16 protein-coding genes are annotated in these 16,961 nt (G+C 63.9%); 7 read left to right on the top strand and 9 right to left on the bottom strand.

The genetic code is table 11. The features are described 5' to 3' along the window. Window positions 1-29: 29 nt before the first annotated feature. The 6 genes from AC56LH_RS08740 to AC56LH_RS08715 form a co-directional block, all read right to left on the bottom strand. On the bottom strand, window positions 30-749 hold the full coding sequence (locus AC56LH_RS08740) for an ABC transporter ATP-binding protein (protein WP_499645583.1): 720 nt from the start codon (window positions 747-749) through the stop codon (window positions 30-32). Then, complete coding sequence (locus tag AC56LH_RS08735; protein ID WP_499645582.1) at window positions 742-1,461, bottom strand: ABC transporter ATP-binding protein; 720 nt, start codon at window positions 1,459-1,461, stop codon at window positions 742-744. Before AC56LH_RS08735 ends, AC56LH_RS08740 begins: the two co-directional genes overlap by 8 nt. After that, the gene (locus AC56LH_RS08730; RefSeq protein WP_499502477.1) at window positions 1,448-2,401 is read right to left on the bottom strand and encodes a branched-chain amino acid ABC transporter permease; all 954 of its coding nucleotides are present in this window, start codon (window positions 2,399-2,401) and stop codon (window positions 1,448-1,450) included. The genes AC56LH_RS08735 and AC56LH_RS08730 overlap by 14 nt, the downstream gene beginning before the upstream one ends. Beyond that, a complete protein-coding gene (locus tag AC56LH_RS08725) occupies window positions 2,398-3,270 on the bottom strand; it encodes a branched-chain amino acid ABC transporter permease (protein WP_499645581.1) in 873 nt (290 codons plus the stop codon). The genes AC56LH_RS08730 and AC56LH_RS08725 overlap by 4 nt, the downstream gene beginning before the upstream one ends. A gap of 80 nt (window positions 3,271-3,350) precedes the next feature. After that, a complete protein-coding gene (locus AC56LH_RS08720) occupies window positions 3,351-4,520 on the bottom strand; it encodes an ABC transporter substrate-binding protein (protein ID WP_499645580.1) in 1,170 nt (389 codons plus the stop codon). 108 nt (window positions 4,521-4,628) lie between these two features. Beyond that, the gene (locus AC56LH_RS08715; protein ID WP_499645579.1) at window positions 4,629-5,513 is read right to left on the bottom strand and encodes an IclR family transcriptional regulator; all 885 of its coding nucleotides are present in this window, start codon (window positions 5,511-5,513) and stop codon (window positions 4,629-4,631) included. A 312-nt stretch (window positions 5,514-5,825) separates the two neighbouring features. Here AC56LH_RS08715 and AC56LH_RS08710 point away from each other — a divergent pair, with 312 nt between their 5' ends. The 7 genes from AC56LH_RS08710 to AC56LH_RS08680 all read left to right on the top strand — a co-directional run bounded on the left by AC56LH_RS08710 (window position 5,826) and on the right by AC56LH_RS08680 (window position 14,550). Then, the gene (locus tag AC56LH_RS08710) at window positions 5,826-7,955 is read left to right on the top strand and encodes a 3-hydroxyacyl-CoA dehydrogenase NAD-binding domain-containing protein (protein WP_499645578.1); all 2,130 of its coding nucleotides are present in this window, start codon (window positions 5,826-5,828) and stop codon (window positions 7,953-7,955) included. Between the two features lie 34 nt (window positions 7,956-7,989). Beyond that, window positions 7,990-9,171 (top strand): acetyl-CoA C-acyltransferase, encoded by a 1,182-nt coding sequence (locus AC56LH_RS08705; protein ID WP_499645577.1) that lies wholly within the window; start codon window positions 7,990-7,992, stop codon window positions 9,169-9,171. 9 nt (window positions 9,172-9,180) lie between these two features. Beyond that, window positions 9,181-10,389, top strand: a complete 1,209-nt coding sequence (locus tag AC56LH_RS08700) for an acyl-CoA dehydrogenase family protein (protein WP_499645576.1) — start codon at window positions 9,181-9,183, stop codon at window positions 10,387-10,389. A gap of 11 nt (window positions 10,390-10,400) precedes the next feature. Continuing rightward, complete coding sequence (locus tag AC56LH_RS08695) at window positions 10,401-11,555, top strand: acyl-CoA dehydrogenase family protein (protein WP_499645575.1); 1,155 nt, start codon at window positions 10,401-10,403, stop codon at window positions 11,553-11,555. Then, window positions 11,552-12,373 (top strand): oxepin-CoA hydrolase, alternative type, encoded by an 822-nt coding sequence (locus tag AC56LH_RS08690; protein WP_499645574.1) that lies wholly within the window; start codon window positions 11,552-11,554, stop codon window positions 12,371-12,373. Before AC56LH_RS08695 ends, AC56LH_RS08690 begins: the two co-directional genes overlap by 4 nt. 43 nt (window positions 12,374-12,416) lie before the next feature. Further along, window positions 12,417-13,622 carry a CaiB/BaiF CoA transferase family protein gene (locus AC56LH_RS08685; protein WP_499645573.1) on the top strand — a complete coding sequence of 402 codons (1,206 nt, stop codon included), beginning with the start codon at window positions 12,417-12,419 and terminating at the stop codon, window positions 13,620-13,622. A 97-nt stretch (window positions 13,623-13,719) separates the two neighbouring features. Beyond that, the gene (locus AC56LH_RS08680; protein WP_499645572.1) at window positions 13,720-14,550 is read left to right on the top strand and encodes an IclR family transcriptional regulator; all 831 of its coding nucleotides are present in this window, start codon (window positions 13,720-13,722) and stop codon (window positions 14,548-14,550) included. An 11-nt stretch (window positions 14,551-14,561) separates the two neighbouring features. Here AC56LH_RS08680 and AC56LH_RS08675 read toward each other — a convergent pair whose 3' ends face one another. From AC56LH_RS08675 to AC56LH_RS08665, 3 genes are all read right to left on the bottom strand, one after another. Continuing rightward, on the bottom strand, window positions 14,562-14,960 hold the full coding sequence (locus AC56LH_RS08675; RefSeq protein WP_499645571.1) for a PaaI family thioesterase: 399 nt from the start codon (window positions 14,958-14,960) through the stop codon (window positions 14,562-14,564). A gap of 80 nt (window positions 14,961-15,040) precedes the next feature. Next, on the bottom strand, window positions 15,041-16,135 hold the full coding sequence (locus AC56LH_RS08670) for a porin (RefSeq protein ID WP_499645570.1): 1,095 nt from the start codon (window positions 16,133-16,135) through the stop codon (window positions 15,041-15,043). A gap of 359 nt (window positions 16,136-16,494) precedes the next feature. Further along, on the bottom strand, window positions 16,495-16,914 hold the full coding sequence (locus AC56LH_RS08665; protein WP_499645569.1) for a hypothetical protein: 420 nt from the start codon (window positions 16,912-16,914) through the stop codon (window positions 16,495-16,497). Between the last annotated feature and the right edge of the window lie 47 nt (window positions 16,915-16,961).

Raw genomic sequence — 16,961 nt, 5'->3', positions numbered from 1 at the left:
CTCACGCGGGCCGTATTGTTCGATCAGATTCATGCCGTGGCCCCGCTCTCGCGTGCAAAATACAACCCGTGCAGATGCTCGAGACTGACTTCGCTTGCCGCCTGCGACAGCACCACTTTACCGCTCTGCATCAGGTAGACGTGGTCGGCCACGCCCACCGCACGGTGCGTGTTCTGCTCGACCAGGATCATCGTGCGCCCATCGTCCTTCAGGCGCTTCAGGATCGCAAACAGCTCATTGACCATCACGGGCGCCAGGCCCAGCGACGGCTCATCGATGATCAGGACCTTCGGGTCGCTCATCAAGCCGCGCGCCATGGCCAGCATCTGCGCCTCGCCACCCGACAGCGAACCGGCCATCTGGCGGCGCCGCTCGCGCAGGCGCGGGAACATCTCGAACGAACGCTCGAGATTGCGCGCCGCATGCGCGCGGTGCTGCGGCGCAAAGGCGCCCATCATCAGGTTTTCCTCGACGGTCATGTCGCGAAACACCATGCGGCCTTCGGGAATCATGGCCATCGAGACCTTGTGCATGTCCCAAGTCGGGGTGCCGTTGAGCGGCTTGCCGTCGAGCGTGATCGTGCCTTGCGAGACGGGGATCAGCCCCATCATAGCGCGCAGCAGTGTGGTCTTGCCGGCGCCGTTCTGGCCGATGATCGTGGTCAGCTTGCCTGGTGCGATGCTGAGTGACAAATCCCACAGCACATTGATCGCGCCATAACCGGCGCGCACATTCTGGATCTCAAGCATGGTCGACCTCGCCTCCGGTATAGCTCTTGATGACGGCCGGGTTATTGAAGACCTCGGCCGGCGTGCCTTCGGCGATCATGCCGCCGAAGTTCAGCACCGCCACCCGCTGGCACAGATTGCTGATGGTGTCGATGTCGTGCTCGATGATCAGGATGCCGACCGAGAATTTGGCGTGCAGATCCTTGAGCATGTTCATGAAGTTGCGCTTGCCGCTCGTTTCGAGGCCGGCCAGCACTTCGTCGAGCAGCAGCAGCTTCGGGTTGGTCGAGAGCGCCTTGGCCACTTCGAGCGCCTTCAGTTCGGTCAGCGCCAGGCCGCTCGATGCGTCACGCCCGGCCTTGGCGGCCAGGTTGGTGAAGTCCAGGATCTGGTCGATGCGGCGTTTGTCGACCGAGCCGGTGCCGAAGCGCTGCGCGACTTCCAGGTTCTGGCGCACGGTCAGCTCGTGCATCGGCTGCGGGATCTGGAAGGTACGCCCGATGCCCATGCGCGCACGCTGGTACATGGGCGCCTTCAGCACATCGGCGCCATTGAACAGGATGCGGCCCGTGGTCGGGCGCACCAGCCCCGAAATGGCATTGAACAGCGTGGTCTTGCCGGCGCCATTGGCGCCGACCAGACCGACCAGGTCCCCCGTGCCGACGGCCAGCGTGACATCGTTGACCGCCGTGAGGCCGCCGAAGCGGACGGTGACGTTTTCAAGTTGCAGCATGTTTTTTCCTTAGCGCCCTGCGGATCATGCCCAGCAGGCCATCCGGGCTGGCAATGATCATCACGACCAGCACCACGCCGAGCACCAACTGGTGTCCGGTGGGCATGAAGTTCTTGATGAATAACTGGTCGACCAGATACACCACGACGGCGCCGATCAGGGGACCCGTGATGGTGCGGTAGCCGCCAAAGATCGCCGCGACGATCGGGATCGTCACCCACACCGCGCTGAAGGCGTAATCCGGTTCGAGGAAGTTGATGTAGTGCGCATTGAAGGCGCCCACGGCGCCACACATGAAGGCCGAGACCAGCAGCATCAGACCCTTGAGCAGCGTGTTGTTGACGCCCACCACGCGCGTTGCATCCTCGCTGTCATGCATGGCGCGCAGGGCCAGGCCGTGCGGGCTGCGGCGGATGACGTCATAGGCCCAGGCAAACAGCAGCACCATCGTCAAAATCACGAGGTAATTGCCGGTGTGGCTGCCGAAATTGTAGTCGAACACGGTCGGCAGGGCCGGGATCCTGGCAATGCCGCCGGCGCCGTTCGTGACTGACGTCCATTCGGTCGCAACGATGCGGAAGATGTGCGCATATGCCAGGATCGCCAGCGCAAAGTAGGGACCGCGCAGGCGCAGCACGGGCAGCATCAGGACCGCCGACAGCACCGCACCGACGCCGCCCAGCACGAGGCCGATGAAGACCGGCACGTTGTACTGCATCGTCAGCACGGCCGACGTATAGGCGCCCACGCCAAAGAATGCCGCATGGCCGAAGCTGACCATGCCGCCCAGGTTGCCCAGCAGCGCCCACGACAGCGCGACGCCGCCAATGATCAGCGAGGCGATGACCAGGCTCATGACATAGCTGTTGCCGCCCAGCGCGAATGGCACCACAAGATACGTCGCCACCAGCGTGGCGATCAGGAGTTTATTGAGTTTCATCCACGCCTCCGTGCCACACCAAACAGGCCATTGGGCATCACGAACAGCACCACCAGGAACAGGCCCATGCCGGCCAGTTCCTGCAGCGCCGAGCTGGCCAGCGTGATCGTCAGCGATTCGGCCACGCCCAGCAGGATTGCCCCGATCAGCACGCCGGGGATCGAGCCGAGGCCCGCCAGCACGGTGATGATGAAGGCTTTCACGGTCAGTACGCTGCCATAGCCTGGCGTGACGACGCCGTAGCTGAATAGGGCAACACCGGCGAATGCAGCCAGGATGCCGGCCACGATGAACGACACCAGCTCGGTGCGGCCAGGGTTGATCCCCATCAGCTTGGCCGCGTCGCGGTTGCTCGATACGGCGCGCACGGCGCGGCCATACCAGCTGCGCGACAACCACCACCACAGCGCCACGATCAGCACGAGGCTCACGCCGAAGAACAGCACCTCGCTGCGCATGCTGTAGAGCTCGCCGACGATGAAGGCTTCCTGCATCCAGGTCGAGCTCGTGGTGCGCACGTCGGCGCTCCAGATCATCAGGACCAGGTTGGTGAGGATCACGCCGACGCCGAAGGTCAGCGTCAGTGAATTGATTTCGCGGTGCACCGTCACCCGGCTGACCAAAAAATATAGCAGGCTCGAGGTGATGGTCACGATGATCACGGCAACCGGAATCGCGGCCAGCGGATTCCAGCCCAGTTGCGATTCGACCGTGTAGGCGATGTAGGCCGCCAGCAATACCAGTTCACCGTGCGCCAGGTTGATCACGTTCATGGCGCCGAACACGAGCGCCAGTCCCAGTGCAATCAGGGCGTAGGAGCCGCCCTGCAACAACCCGGAATACACGGCTTGTAGAATCAAGTCCGTCATTTCTGCATCCAATCGATTATTCACGCGGGCAGGGGGATCCTGCCCGTCTCGCTCATGCGCTCGCTCATGCGCTCACAGCGTTACCAGGGCAGGCCCGGATACACCGGCTTGGCGGTAGCCGATTCTTTCGGCCACACCAGTTCGACCTTCTTGCCCTGGTGCTGGCCCATGCGCTGCGTGAAGTTCGGGTTGTCGCCCCGGGCATCGAACTGCACCCGGCCGATCAGGGTCTGGCGATCGGTCTTGCGCATTTCTTCGATCACGCCGCCTTTTTTCAGCGTGCCCTTGTCGGCGGCGCGCGCGATCGCTTCGAAGAGCAGCATCGACTGGACATAGCCGAACTGGCCCAGGTAGTCCGGGTCCTTGTTCAACAGCGCCTTGTAGCCGTCGGCAAAGCGCTTGCCTTCTTCGGTCGAGAACTGCACCGGGAATGGCAGCACGGCGGTGCCGTACACGTTCGGCATCAGGTCCGGGAAATCGGCGGCCATCTTTGGCGTTGCCAGCGACCACACGCCGGCCACGCCCTTGATGCTCGGCTTCAGAACCCGCGCCGCGCGCAGGATGCCGACGTAGTCGTTTTCGTAGCCGACCATGACGATGAATTCGGAGCGGTCGCGCAGCTTCACCTTGTTGATGATCGGCTTGAAGTCGGTGATCAACGGGTCGAACGCGTGCGTGACGACTTTGACGCCCTTGGCTGCCAGCGTTTTTTCGACGTCCGCGGCCAGGCCGTGGGTCGCATCCTTGGTCGAATAGATGATCGACACCGACTTGACGCTCAGGTCGGTGAGCAGGCCGACCAGCGCCTTCTGGTAACCCTGGGTGTTATTGATGCGGAAGAAATTCTTGCGCCCGGCATTGACCAGGCCATCGTCGACGCCGCCCGACGTCACATAGGCCAGTCCCAGTTTGCCGGCAGCGTCCGAGGCAGGGGAGATATTGTTGGACGCGTAGCCGCCCGTGACGGCGACCACATTCTGGCTGGCCAGTTTTTCAACCGCTGCGACGGCCTTGGCCGGCGCCGACTCGTCGTCGACGGTGATCAGTTTGATCGTGTGCTTGCCGTTGGTCTTGTTGAAGACCTCGGCCGCAACGCGGATGCCTTCCTGGGTACCCAGGCCGACGCGGGCCAGCGGCCCGGTCAGCGGAATCTGCACACCGACCAGAAATTCTTCGGCACTTGCCAGGTTGATGCTGCCGACGGTGCCGAGCGCCAAAATGGCGAGGACGATCTTGTTTGCCTTCATCATGTCTCCGTTATTTTTTAGTGAATGTAGGAATAGTCAACAACGACGGCAAGCCGGGGGCCTCACCGCATGGGGCGGCGTCGCTCCTTGATTGCCGGTACCACGGCACCGCTAGCCGATATGCCGGCCCATGCTGATTTCGACGTTGCGCACCAGTTGCACCAGGCGCGGACCAAGGTCCTCGACCAGTTTTTCGTAGGGCAGCAAAAAGGCCGGGCCGCCGCAGTTGAATGCCATCGTCCGGGCGATGTCCTGGTCGAGCAGCGGCACGCCTACTGCGCTGATGTTGGCGTCCCACAGGCCGGACGACAGGACAAAGCCGCGGTCCTGGTAATCCTTGAAGCCCTGTTCGATGTCGGTCTTGATCTTGGGCCAGTTGGTGTCGGCCGTCAGGCGGATATGGTCCATCAAAAAATCGCGGTCGGTTTGGGGCAGGCCGCACAGATAGGCTTTGCCCATGGCGGTGGTGGCCAGCGGAATACGCGAACCGGCGTCGCGCCGCAGCGTGACTGCAGCGCTGCCGCGGCAAGCCTCGACATACACCATGTGCAGGCGGTCGCGGATGCCGATCGCCACGCTGCACTGGGCGTATTCGGCCAGTTCCTGCATCGCCGGCCGGGCCAGTTTACGTACGTCGAGATTGGCGAGCAGGGTGTAGCCGAGCGCCAGCACCGGGGCGCCGAGCTGGTAACGGCCCTGGTCGGCTGAATATGTGAGGTAGCCGAGTTTGGTCAGCGTGTAGGTCAGGCGTGAAATCGTCGGCTTGGGCATGCCGGTGCGCTTGGCCATTTCGCTATTGGTGAGGTATGCCTCGCCCGGGCGGAAGCAGCGCAGGATTTCCAGGCCGCGCGCCAGGGCCGTGACGAACTGGCGGTCCTTGCCGTTGTCTTCGTCGGCCGCGTCGTCCTGGGGCACTTGCAGCAATTCTTGCGGCAGCGCTTGCGCGGTGGCGGAAGCCGCCAGCGAAGGGTCTTCCAGTGACTGGATCGAGTCCATTCTTGTCTCCTATGCCCGGCATCTCCGGCAGGGCTTGAGTCGGATATTCACATACCCAAAACGGGAGTGTCAACAGTTTTTGTGAAATGGTCGTTCGCAGAGCGAAACACATAGTATGGGTAATTACGCTGAATCGATGTATTTCGCACAGCGAATCACCGAATCTTCCGGTTTTTCCCGCAAAAGCGGCACCGCGAAGTCGTTTACATTTTCGCGAAAAATCGGTTATCGTTGATCGCAACAAGAAATGCAAAACGCGGTTTCGCACAGCGAACCGACGTAGCATCCGACATAAAATCAAGGAGACAGCTCATGCACATCGGCGCAACTGGCCCGGTCGCTCGTGCCATGCACGGCGACATTCTCGTCGTCACCATCGACAATCCTCCCGTCAATGCACTTGGCGTCGACGTCCGGCGCGGCCTGACCGCGGCAATCGACGTAGCCGGGGCCGACGCTGCGGTCAAGGCCGTGCTGATCGTCGGTAGCGGCAAGACCTTCATCGGCGGGGCCGATATCCGCGAGTTCGGCAAGCCACCAATGACGCCGTTCCTGCCCGACCTCTGCAACGGGATCGAAGCCTGCAGCAAGCCAGTAGTCGCGGTCATCCACGGCGCTGCGCTTGGCGGTGGACTCGAGATCGCGCTGGCGTCGCACTACCGGCTGGCGCTGCCGGCGGCGAAACTGGGTTTGCCCGAAGTGGCGCTTGGTCTGCTGCCGGGTGCTGGCGGCACCCAGCGCACGCCGCGCCTGATCGGCGCCGCGGCAGCGCTCGACCTGATGCTGAGCGGTCGCCACGTGGGCGCGGCCGAAGCGGCAAAACTGGGCTTGGTCGACCGGGTGGTGGATGGCGCCGACCCGCTCGCAGCAGGCCTGGCGTATGCGCAGGAACTGGTGCAGGGCGGGGCACCGGTGCGGCGCACCCGTGACGCGGCGCAGCTCGCCGACACGTCAGCCCAGCGCGCCGCGATCGACAGCGCCCGCGCCGAGACGGCCAAAAAATCACGCGGCCTGTTCTCGCCCTTGAAAATCGTGGACGCGGTGCAGGGCGCGCTCGAACTGCCGTTCGACGAAGGCCAGGCGCTCGAACGCAAGCTGTTCCTGGAATGTCTCGATAGCCCGCAGCGCGCCGGCCTGGTACACGCCTTCTTTGCCGAACGCGAAACGGCCAGGGCGCCGGAGACGCGCAGCGCCAAGCCGCGACCGATCGAGCGCATCGGCGTCGTCGGTGGCGGCACCATGGGCGCCGGCATCGCCGTTGCCGTCCTCGATGCCGGCTTGCCGGTCACGATGATCGAGCGCGACGACGAGGCGCTGGCGCGTGGCCGCAAGCATGTCGAGAAGGTATATGACAGCCTGATCGCCAAGGGGCGCATCACGCCGCAGGCCAAAGACGCCACTATGGCGCGCTTCAATGGCAGCACGTCGTACGACGCGCTGGCCCAGGCCGATCTGGTGATCGAAGCGGTGTTTGAAGACATGGCCGTGAAACACGCCGTGTTTGCCGAACTCGATCGCGTCTGCAAACCCGGTGCGGTGCTGGCTACCAATACGTCCTACCTTGACATCGACGAGATCGCAGCCGCCATCTCACGCCCGCAAGATGTCGTCGGCCTGCATTTCTTCTCGCCGGCGAACATCATGAAGCTGCTCGAGATCGTCGTGCCGGCCAAGGTATCTGACGACGTGGTCGCGACCGCCTTCGACCTGGCAAAGAAGCTGCGCAAGGTGCCCGTGCGCGCCGGCGTGTGCGACGGTTTCATCGGCAACCGCATCCTCGCCGTGTACGGCCAGGCCGCGCACGCGATGATGGAAGACGGCGCGTCGCCCTATCAGATCGACAAGGCACTGCGTGACTTCGGCTATCCAATGGGCCCGTTCCAGGTCTCCGACCTGGCCGGTGGCGACATCGGCTGGGCCACCCGCAAGCGGCGCGCGCCCACGCGTGACCCGCGCGCACGTTACGTGCAGATTGCCGACCGCCTGTGCGAACGGGGCTGGTTCGGCCAGAAGACCGGACGCGGCTACTACCTGTATCCGGACGGCGCCCGCGTCGGCACGCCCGACCCGGAAGTCGAGGCCATCATCGATGCCGAGCGGGCACGCGCGGGTGCGCTGTCAGGTAAATCACCGCGCAGCTTCAGCGACGCCGAGATCGTGCGCCGTTACCTGGCCGCGATGATCAATGAAGGCGCCAATGTCGTGCACCAGAAGATCGCCCTGCGGCCACTCGATGTGGACGTGACGTTCGTGCACGGCTACGGCTTCCCGCGCTACCGCGGCGGCCCGATGCACTATGCCGACACGGTCGGCCTGCCGACGATCCTGGCCGACATCCGCGAGTTTGCCAAGGAAGATCCGCTGTTCTGGCAACCGTCGCCGCTGCTGGTCGAGCTGGTCGACAAGGGCGCCAGTTTCGCCAGCCTGAATCAATCCGCGTAGACCCTATTGTTCTCAATTTGTCAGGAGACTCGCCATGCGCGAAGCTGTCATCGTTTCAACCGCCCGCACCCCGCTGACCAAGGCGCACCGCGGCGAATTCAATATCACGCCCGGCGCCCAGCTGGCTGCGTTTGCCGTGCGCGCCGCCGTCGAGCGGGCCGGCATCGATCCGGCCATGATCGAGGACGCGATTCTGGGTTGCGGCTACCCGGAAGGCACCACCGGGCGCAATATCGCGCGCCAGAGCGTGATCCGTGCCGGTCTGCCGATCACGATTGCCGGCACGACTGTGAACCGCTTCTGCGCCTCGGGCCTGCAGGCGATCGCCATTGGCGCCGGCCGCATCATCGTTGACGGCGCGCCGGCCATCATCGCTGGCGGCGTGGAAAGCATCTCGCACATCCGCAGCCGCGACAGCGGCGACAGCGGGATCGACCCGTGGATCCTGGAACACAAGCCGGACCTGTATCTGCCGATGATCGACACCGCCGACATCGTCGCCGCGCGCTATAACATCAGCCGCGAAGCGCAGGACCGCTTCTCGTTCGAGTCCCAGCGCAAGACCGAGGCGGCGCAGCTGGCCGGCCGCTACAGCGAGGAAATCGTCGCCTGCACCACGACCATGGCCGTCACCGACAAGGAGACGAAGGAAGTCAGCCACCGTGAAGTCACGATCGCCGAAGACACCTGCAACCGGCGCGGCACGACCTATGAAGGCCTGGCCAAGCTGGCGCCGGTCATGGGTGACGGTAAATTCGTCACTGCCGGCAATGCCTCGCAGCTGTCCGATGGCGCGTCGGCCTGCGTGATGATGGAAGCAAAAGAGGCCGAGCGCCTCGGCTTGACGCCGCTGGGCGCGTTCCGTGGGATGGCGGTGGCCGGCTGCGAGCCGGATGAAATGGGCATCGGCCCCGTGTTCGCGGTGCCCAAGCTCTTGAAGCGCTTCGGCCTGACAGTGGACGACATCGACCTGTGGGAACTGAATGAAGCGTTTGCCTCGCAGGCGATCTACTGCCAGCAGCAACTCGGCATCCCCGACGAGCGCCTGAACGTCGACGGTGGCGCGATTTCGATCGGCCATCCGTTCGGCATGACGGGCGCGCGCCTGGCTGGCCACATTCTGATTGAAGGCCGGCGCCGCGGCGCGAAGTATGCGGTGGTCACGATGTGCATCGCCGGCGGCATGGGCGCTGCGGGCCTGTTCGAGATTTTCTAAAGGATCATCATGGATTTACATTTCACCCCTGAGCAAGAGCGCTTTCGCGACGAGGTACGGGCATTTTTGGCCGAGAAGCTGCCGCAGGACCTCTCAAGCAAGGTTGCCAATGGCAAGCACCTGTCGAAGGCTGACATGGAGCGCTGGCACGCGATCCTGAATGAGCGCGGCTGGCTGGCGAACCACTGGCCGGAAGCATACGGTGGCCCGGGTTGGGACGCCATTGAAAAATTCATCTTCGAGACCGAGTGCGCGCTGGCCAATACGCCGCGCATCGTGCCGTTCGGCGTGAACATGCTGGGCCCGGTCCTGATCAAGTACGGCAACCAGGCGCAGAAGGACTACTGGCTGCCGCGCATCCTGGATGGCTCGGACTGGTGGTGCCAGGGGTATTCGGAGCCGGGCGCCGGCTCGGACCTGGCGGCAGTCAAGTGCAGCGCCGTGCGCGGTGTGGACGCCGACGGCGAGCATTACATCGTCAATGGCCAGAAGACCTGGACCACGCTCGGCCAGCACGCCAACATGATCTTCTGCCTGGTGCGCACTGATTCTGGCGCCAAGAAGCAGGAAGGCATCAGCTTTCTGCTGATCGACATGCAGTCACCGGGTGTCGACGTGCGGCCCATCACGCTGCTCGATGGCGAGCGCGAAGTCAACGAAGTGTTCTTCACCGACGTGCGGGTGCCGGTGCAGAACCTGGTCGGCGAAGAACATCGCGGCTGGACCTGCGCCAAATATCTGCTGACGTACGAGCGCACGAATATCGCCGGGGTCGGCTTCTCGATGGCGGCGCTGGCACGTTTAAAACGCATCGCGCAGGAGCAGACGCGTGGTGGCAAACCGCTGGCGGACGATCCGGGCTTCGCGCGCCGCCTGGCGCTAGTCGAGATCGACCTGGAAAACATGAAGACCACCAATCTGCGCGTGATCGCGGCGGTGGCTGGTGGCGGCGTGCCGGGCGCGGAGAGCTCGATGCTCAAGATCCGCGGCACCGAGATCCGCCAGGAGATCAATGCGCTGACGCGGCGTGCGATGGGCGTGTATGCGCGCCCGTTTACGCAGGACATGCTCGATGCGGCCAATGATGGCCCGGGCTTCGGCCCGGATTTCGCGGCCGCCGCCTCGGCGCAATACTTCAACAACCGCAAGCTGTCGATCTTCGGCGGCTCCAACGAGATCCAGAAAAACATCATCTCCAAGATGATCCTCGGACTGTAAGGGCAAGCGACATGAACTTCGAACATACAGAAGAACGGCGCATGCTGGCCGATAGCCTGAACCGCTTCATCGCCCAGCAATATCATATCGACGCGCGGCACAGGATTGCCGCCTCGCCGGAAGGTTTTTCCAACACGATGTGGCAGCAGTTCGCCGAACTCGGCGTGGTGGGCATGCTGCTGCGCGAAGAAGACGGCGGCTTCGGCGGGGCCGGTTTTGACATCGCGGTCGTGTTCGAGGCGCTGGGTCGTGGCCTGGTGCTCGAGCCGCTGCTGGGCAGCGCTGTGCTGGCCGCCGAAGCCATTGCGGCAGCCGGTAGCGATGCGCAAAAAGAGGTATTGGCCAGCATCGCCGATGCGTCAGTCATCGCCGCGTTTGCCCACGACGAATTGGGCGCGCATTACGAACTGGCGCGGGTTGCGATGAGCGCGCGGCGCGACGACGATGGCTGGGTGATCGACGGCGCCAAGGCCGTGGTGGCCAACGCCGAACAGGCTGAGTGGATCGTCGTGTCGGCGCGCACGTCGGGCGCGGTGGATGACGAAGCGGGGATTTCACTGTTCCTGGTCCCTGGCGATGTGGCTGGCCTGTCGATGGTGGGCTCGCCGACGATGGACGGCGGCCGCGTGGCCGAGCTGACCTTCAGCAGCGTGCGGGTTGGCGCTGATGCGCTGCTCGGTGAGGCGGGTCACGGTTTTGCGGCGATCGAGCGCGCCGTGGGCCGCGGCGTGCTGGCCCTGTGCGCGGAAGCCCTCGGCGCGATGGAAGCGGCCAAGGAAGCGACGCTGGACTACCTGCGCACGCGCAAGCAGTTTGGGGTCGTGATCGGCAGCTTCCAGGCTTTGCAGCATCGCATGGCCGACCTGTTGCTCGAGATCGAGCAGGCCCGCTCGGCGGTGATCAATGCCGCGTCTGCCCTGGACGCCGACCGCATCACGCGTGAGCGCAGCCTGTCGGCCGCCAAGGCCAGCATCGGCCGGATCGGCACGCTGGTGGCGGAAGAATGCATCCAGCTGCATGGCGGTATCGGCATGACCTGGGAGCTGCCGCTGGCGCACTACGCCAAGCGCCTGGTGATGATCGACCATCAGCTGGGCGACGAAGACCATCACCTGGCGCGCTATATTGACCTCGGACGCCAGTCCGGCGAGACCGCAGCCGCATGAACGCACCCGGCCTCTTGATGCACACCGACGGCGCAGTGCGCATTCTCGTCAACAGCAACCCGGCGGCGAAGAATGCGATCACCCCGGCGCTGTACGATGCGCTGCCGGCCGCGCTCGACCAGGCGGCGCAGGACCCGGCCATCGGCGCCATCGTGCTGGTCGGCGACGGCGACTTTTTCTGCGCCGGTGGCGACTTGCGTCAGCTGGCCACGCGCCGCGCGCTGGCGCCGGACGAGCGGCGCAAAAAGGTCGAACGCTTGCACGATCTGGTGCGCGCGCTGCGCGCCTGCCCGAAGCCGGTGATTGCCGCGGTCGAGGGTGGGGCGGCCGGCGCAGGCCTGTCCCTGGCGCTGGCGTGCGATATGGTGGTGGCGGCCGACGATGCCTTCTTTTCGATGGCGTATGTCAAGGTCGGCCTGAGTCCGGATGGCGGCGCGACGGCGTTTCTGGCGCGCTGCATGTCGCGCCAGTTGCTGACCGAGCTCTGTCTGCTTGGCGAGCGCCTGCCGGCCGCGCGCCTCTATGCGCTGGGCGCGGTCAACCGTCTGGCTGCGCCGGGGCAGGCACTAGCCGAGGCGCTGGCGCTGGCGGCCCGCGTGGCCGCCGGACCAGTCAACGCCAATGGGCGCATCAAGGTGCTGTGCGAACATGCCGGGGCTGCAAGCCTGGCCGGGCAGCTCGACCTGGAAGCCGCGCTGATGGTGCAGTCGCAGGGCGACGACGAAGCGCAGGAAGGCATTGCGGCCTTTTTTGACAAACGCGCGCCCGCTTTCGCGGCGCTGCGGGGCGCTGCAGCCGCAGGTCGGCCACAAGAATGACGTTTGCCGGCTCCCTGTAGAGAAGCCGGGTATCTGGAGTGTTATGACTGACAAATCTGCTTTGCCTCTTTCTGGCGTGCGCGTGCTGGACTTCTCGCGTGTGCTGGCCGGGCCGTGGTGCGCGATGGTGCTGGGCGACCTGGGCGCCGAAGTGATCAAGGTGGAGCACCCCGAGCGCGGTGACGACACGCGCGACTGGGGCATGCGCATCGGCGCCACCGAAACCGCGTACTTCAACAGCGTCAACCGCAACAAGCGTTCGGTGTGCCTCGACCTGAAAACACCTGAAGGCCAGACCATCGCGCGGGATCTGATCCGCAAGAGCGACATCGTGATCCAGAACTTCAAGTTCCGCGATATCGAGCGGCTGGGCCTCGGCTACGACGCCCTGAAGGAAGAGCAGCCGGGCCTGATCTACTGCTCGATCACCGGGTACGACCGCACCGGCCCCGAAGCCGCGCGGCCCGGCTACGACCTGGTGATCCAGGGCGAATCGGGCCTGATGGCGCTCAACGGTGAGCCGACCCAGCCGCCGCTGAAATTTGGCGTGGCCGCGGTCGACATGATGACCGGGATGTATGCGGCGCAGGGCGTGCTGGCGGCGCTGTACGAGCGCGAGAAGACGGGCAAGGGCCGCCATATCGGCATGGCATTGTTCGACTGCGGCCTGATGATCACCGCCTACTACGGCCTGGAAGCGCTGCTGCGCGGGAACGATCCGCCGCGTTACGGCAATGCGCATCCATCGATCATGCCGTATGGCGTATATGAGGCAAAGGATGGTCCACTGGTCGTTGCGGTGGGCAATAACAGCCAGTTCATACGCTTCTGCAACGACGTGATCGAGCGCCCCGATATCGCGCTGGATGAACGGTTCAAGACCAACCTGGCGCGCACGCAGCACCGCGACGAGTTGATGCCCGAGATCAAGCGCGAACTGGCGCAGCGCACGCGCAGCGATCTTCTTGCGTGCATGAGCCGGGTCGGTATTCCGTGTGGTGAGGTCGCCGGGCTGCATGAGGCTTTGACGTCGACCCGTGCGCAGCAGGGCGGCCTGGTCAAGGACATGCCGCATCCCGTTGTGGGCAGCGTTCCTGTACTGGCCTCGCCCTATCGCTTCGATGGCGAACGCCTGCCGGTACGCACCGCGCCGCCGTGCCTGGGCGAGGGGACGGATGACGTGCTGCATGAGTTGCTTGGCCTGTCGGCAGACACGCTGGCCGGGCTGCGGGAGCGTGGTGTCGTTTAATAGCGTCAATACGACTGTTGTTGCCTGCCGGTTTTGCTTGGCGAAATGAACTGGATTAGAATGGAATTTGACCACCATTCTTATTCAGGGCTTTCCCATGCCAGTGAGCGACACCCTTCCTGATGATGTCCAAGCAGGAGACATCGCCGATGCGGGCGATACGGCCGACGCCCCGCGCGGCGCCGAAGAACGCTACTTCATCACGGCGCTGGCGCGCGGCCTCGAAGTCCTTGCCTGCTTTCGTTCAGCCGACAAGGGGCTGAGCAACCAGCAAATCGCCGAGCGCTGCGGCTTGCCCAAGTCCACTGTCACCCGCATCACCTACACACTGACCACGCTCGGCTACCTGGCGCAGGAACCCGGCGGGCGTTACACGCTCGGCAGCGCCACGCTGGGCCTGGGCAGCGCCATGCTGGCCCGGCTCGATATCCGCCAGATGGCGCGTCCGATGATGCAGGAGCTGGCCGAATTCTCCGGTACTACCGTGTCGATCGCGATGCGGGACCGGCTGTCGATGATTTATGTGGAAGTGTGCCGCAGCAGCGCAGCGCTGGCGCTGGCGCTGCAGGTCGGCTCGCGCATGCCGCTGGCGACATCGGCGATCGGCCGCGCTTACCTCGCGCGGGCTGCCGAGAATGAACGCAGGGATATCCTCAGTCGGTCGCTGGAGCTGGACGAAACCGCGTTCGAGGCCATGCGCACGGGTCTGGCCAAGGGTTTGAGCGATTATGAGACGTATGGCTGCACGACGTCGTTCGGCGACTGGCAGAAGGACGTCAACGGGATCGCGGTCGGCTTCATGCCGATCGGCGGCAACCAGATCATGTCGATCAATTGCGGCGGCCCCTCGTCGAGCGTGTCGACCGCCTTCCTGCTCGATGAAGTGCGCCCGCGCCTGATCGAGGTCGCCCGGCGCCTCGAGTCGTAATCAGGCGGCGCTTAATACCCGGCCGTCAGCTGGTCGGGCTTCAACGCGTTCATCACCGCAAACACGCCGCTGGCGCGCAGGATGCGGCGCGTGCCGACCTGCAGGAAGCAGTTGGCAAACGCCATCCGCTTGCCCAGCTTCTGCACCTCGACATGCGCTTCGACCCAGTCGCCGGGCCTGGCCGCGTCGATAAAATCGGTGCTCAGGTTGACGGTCACGAACGACTGGCGCCCTTCGCAATATAGCGTCAAGCCCAGACCAAGCGCCGAATCGGCCAGGCTGGCCAGCATCCCGCCATGCGCGATGCCGCGCATATTGGTGTGCTTGTCCTCGATGCGCATCGCGAATACGATCTCGTTCCCGCGCTCACCCTCGCCCCGACGGCAATACAGCTCGCCCAGATTGGCCATATACGGCCCTCCGCGGTTGAGGCGTTCAAAGCCAGGCGGGGCGGAAAGTGATACGGAATGCGCGTCGTCGTGTGTCGTCATCAGAACGTGTGCATGATGCCCATCGTGAACCGGTTGGCCGAGTCGCTGCCGACCGCCACGAAGTTCTGGGCCAGGTTGATCTGGTCCGTCTGGACAATGCTGTCGGTCGCGGCGTGGCCCACCGAGACGTAGCCGGTCGTACGCTTGCTCATCAGGTAGCGGCCGATCAGGATGAATTGCTGTGCATCGTCCTTCAGGTCGCCCGAGCGCTTGACCTGGTAGGCGGCGGCCGTGACCAGGAAGGCCGGCGCCACCGGCACATCGGCGCCGACGCCAAGCACCGCGATCTTGCGGCCAGTGCTGCGCAGTTCATTCCACGAATAGGTCGACTTGAGCGTCACCGCCGGGAACGCGTACTTGATGCCATACGCGTGCGACGTGAGCAGATCGGTGTCGGTGATGTTCTTCATGCGCGCGTAGGCGCCTGCAACGGCCAGCTTGCCGGTGTTGTACAGCAGCGCGCCACCCTGGTACGAACTCTTCTGCGCATCGCCCGCCTGCTCGCCGAAGGCGCGCATCAAGGCAAAACTCAGGCCCTTGAACACGGGCGACGTGTACTTGATCGAGTTGTTCTGGCGCAGGGCCGTGCCGCCATTGTTGGCGCCATACGGCGCATACACGGCCGCGTTGTTCATCGCCGAGAACAGCACGTTCGGGCTGCTGGAGGCAAAGCGCAGGCCCAGCGGATCGGCCATGCCGACCGACATGATGCCGACGATATTTTGGCGGCCGATGTCGATGGCGCCGTAGTTGGTGACGATGCCGACCGTCGCTTCGCGGTCGAACAGGCTCGTGCTGGATGGGGTGCCAAACGGGACGCCGGCGCCACCCGTGTCATTGAGCAGCGTGCCTTCCAGCCCGAAGCGCGCCTTCATGCCGCCGCCCAGGTCTTCCTGGCCCTTGATGCCCCAGCGTGATACCTGCATCTGGCCTGTATCGACCTTGGTCTGGTCGCCTTGCGGGCCGTCGTTGGTCAGGCGGGTCAGGCCGGCATCGATGATGCCGTACAGGGTAATGGCCGATTGCGCGGAGGCGCTCGGTGCAACTGACACACAGGCGCATAGCGCCGCCATTGCGATGATGTGTTTCTTCACTCGGTCTGTCTCCATTATTGTGATGGTGCCGGGTCGTGGCCGGCTATGACAGGCACCGACGTCGGATCCATGAAGCGGGTTTCTCTTTGCGGAACCAGATCTTCAATAATGAAACTGTAGGTTTTTCAGTTTGACAGTGTCAACCGGTATTCGAGTTCGAGCCAAGAGTTCGCTCACTCAGGCGAGAAACGTGTCGAAACCGGCACACAAGGTTTTGAGAGGCGAACCAACCAGTTTGCCTGGCGAAATGCAACGCGCTTGTTGCGCTGAGGGTGCCCAATGTGAACAAGCCGCGACACCGGTTACCCGGGTCGCGGCTTGCGCGTTACAGAACTGCTAGTAGAACTAATTCGTGCGAATTACTTCGAAGCGTCCTGCATCTTTTCGCCAGCGCGCTCGACGCTACGGCCAGCAGCAGCGGTGGCGTTGCTGGTGGCTTCTTTAGCGGAAGCAGCAGCTTCGCGGCTTTCCTGACGCACTTCTGCGCCAGCTGCGTCGATACGTGCACCAGCACGGTCGGTTGCGGCGTCGATACGCTGACCAGCAGCGTCCATATTGGCTTCAGCCTTGTCAGCAGCAACTTCCATCTTGTCGCCAGCGCGTTCAGCAGCAGCATCGACCGAAGCAGCGGCTTCTTTCGATTCCTGGGCAACTTTGGCACCTGCGTTGTCGACGGCAGCGCCGGCTTCTTGTGCAGGACCCATATTGTCGTTCTTGTTGCAACCGGCCAGCATCGCGACGCTCAGCATCAGGGCGGAAATGGTAATCGTGGTTTTCATGGGGTGCTCCTTAAAATTAAATGTTGTCATTCAGCTTACACCAGCTG

Source organism: Telluria sp. LT1R51-2, assembly GCF_059685775.1.
Note: the sequence above shows the minus strand (reverse complement) of the source record. Positions and strands in the feature narration are given on the sequence as shown.

What these genes read in the sequence shown, in the direction of transcription:
- AC56LH_RS08690 (WP_499645574.1), top strand. Translation starts at nt 11,552, where the DNA reads ATGAACGCACCCGGCCTCTTGATGCACACCGACGGCGCAGTGCGCATT.
- AC56LH_RS08665 (WP_499645569.1), bottom strand. Translation starts at nt 16,914, where the DNA reads ATGAAAACCACGATTACCATTTCCGCCCTGATGCTGAGCGTCGCGATG.
- AC56LH_RS08705 (WP_499645577.1), top strand. Translation starts at nt 7,990, where the DNA reads ATGCGCGAAGCTGTCATCGTTTCAACCGCCCGCACCCCGCTGACCAAG.
- AC56LH_RS08715 (WP_499645579.1), bottom strand. Translation starts at nt 5,513, where the DNA reads ATGGACTCGATCCAGTCACTGGAAGACCCTTCGCTGGCGGCTTCCGCC.
- AC56LH_RS08720 (WP_499645580.1), bottom strand. Translation starts at nt 4,520, where the DNA reads ATGATGAAGGCAAACAAGATCGTCCTCGCCATTTTGGCGCTCGGCACC.
- AC56LH_RS08700 (WP_499645576.1), top strand. Translation starts at nt 9,181, where the DNA reads ATGGATTTACATTTCACCCCTGAGCAAGAGCGCTTTCGCGACGAGGTA.
- AC56LH_RS08725 (WP_499645581.1), bottom strand. Translation starts at nt 3,270, where the DNA reads ATGACGGACTTGATTCTACAAGCCGTGTATTCCGGGTTGTTGCAGGGC.
- AC56LH_RS08730 (WP_499502477.1), bottom strand. Translation starts at nt 2,401, where the DNA reads ATGAAACTCAATAAACTCCTGATCGCCACGCTGGTGGCGACGTATCTT.
- AC56LH_RS08695 (WP_499645575.1), top strand. Translation starts at nt 10,401, where the DNA reads ATGAACTTCGAACATACAGAAGAACGGCGCATGCTGGCCGATAGCCTG.
- AC56LH_RS08735 (WP_499645582.1), bottom strand. Translation starts at nt 1,461, where the DNA reads ATGCTGCAACTTGAAAACGTCACCGTCCGCTTCGGCGGCCTCACGGCG.
- AC56LH_RS08710 (WP_499645578.1), top strand. Translation starts at nt 5,826, where the DNA reads ATGCACATCGGCGCAACTGGCCCGGTCGCTCGTGCCATGCACGGCGAC.
- AC56LH_RS08680 (WP_499645572.1), top strand. Translation starts at nt 13,720, where the DNA reads ATGCCAGTGAGCGACACCCTTCCTGATGATGTCCAAGCAGGAGACATC.
- AC56LH_RS08740 (WP_499645583.1), bottom strand. Translation starts at nt 749, where the DNA reads ATGCTTGAGATCCAGAATGTGCGCGCCGGTTATGGCGCGATCAATGTG.
- AC56LH_RS08685 (WP_499645573.1), top strand. Translation starts at nt 12,417, where the DNA reads ATGACTGACAAATCTGCTTTGCCTCTTTCTGGCGTGCGCGTGCTGGAC.
- AC56LH_RS08675 (WP_499645571.1), bottom strand. Translation starts at nt 14,960, where the DNA reads ATGGCCAATCTGGGCGAGCTGTATTGCCGTCGGGGCGAGGGTGAGCGC.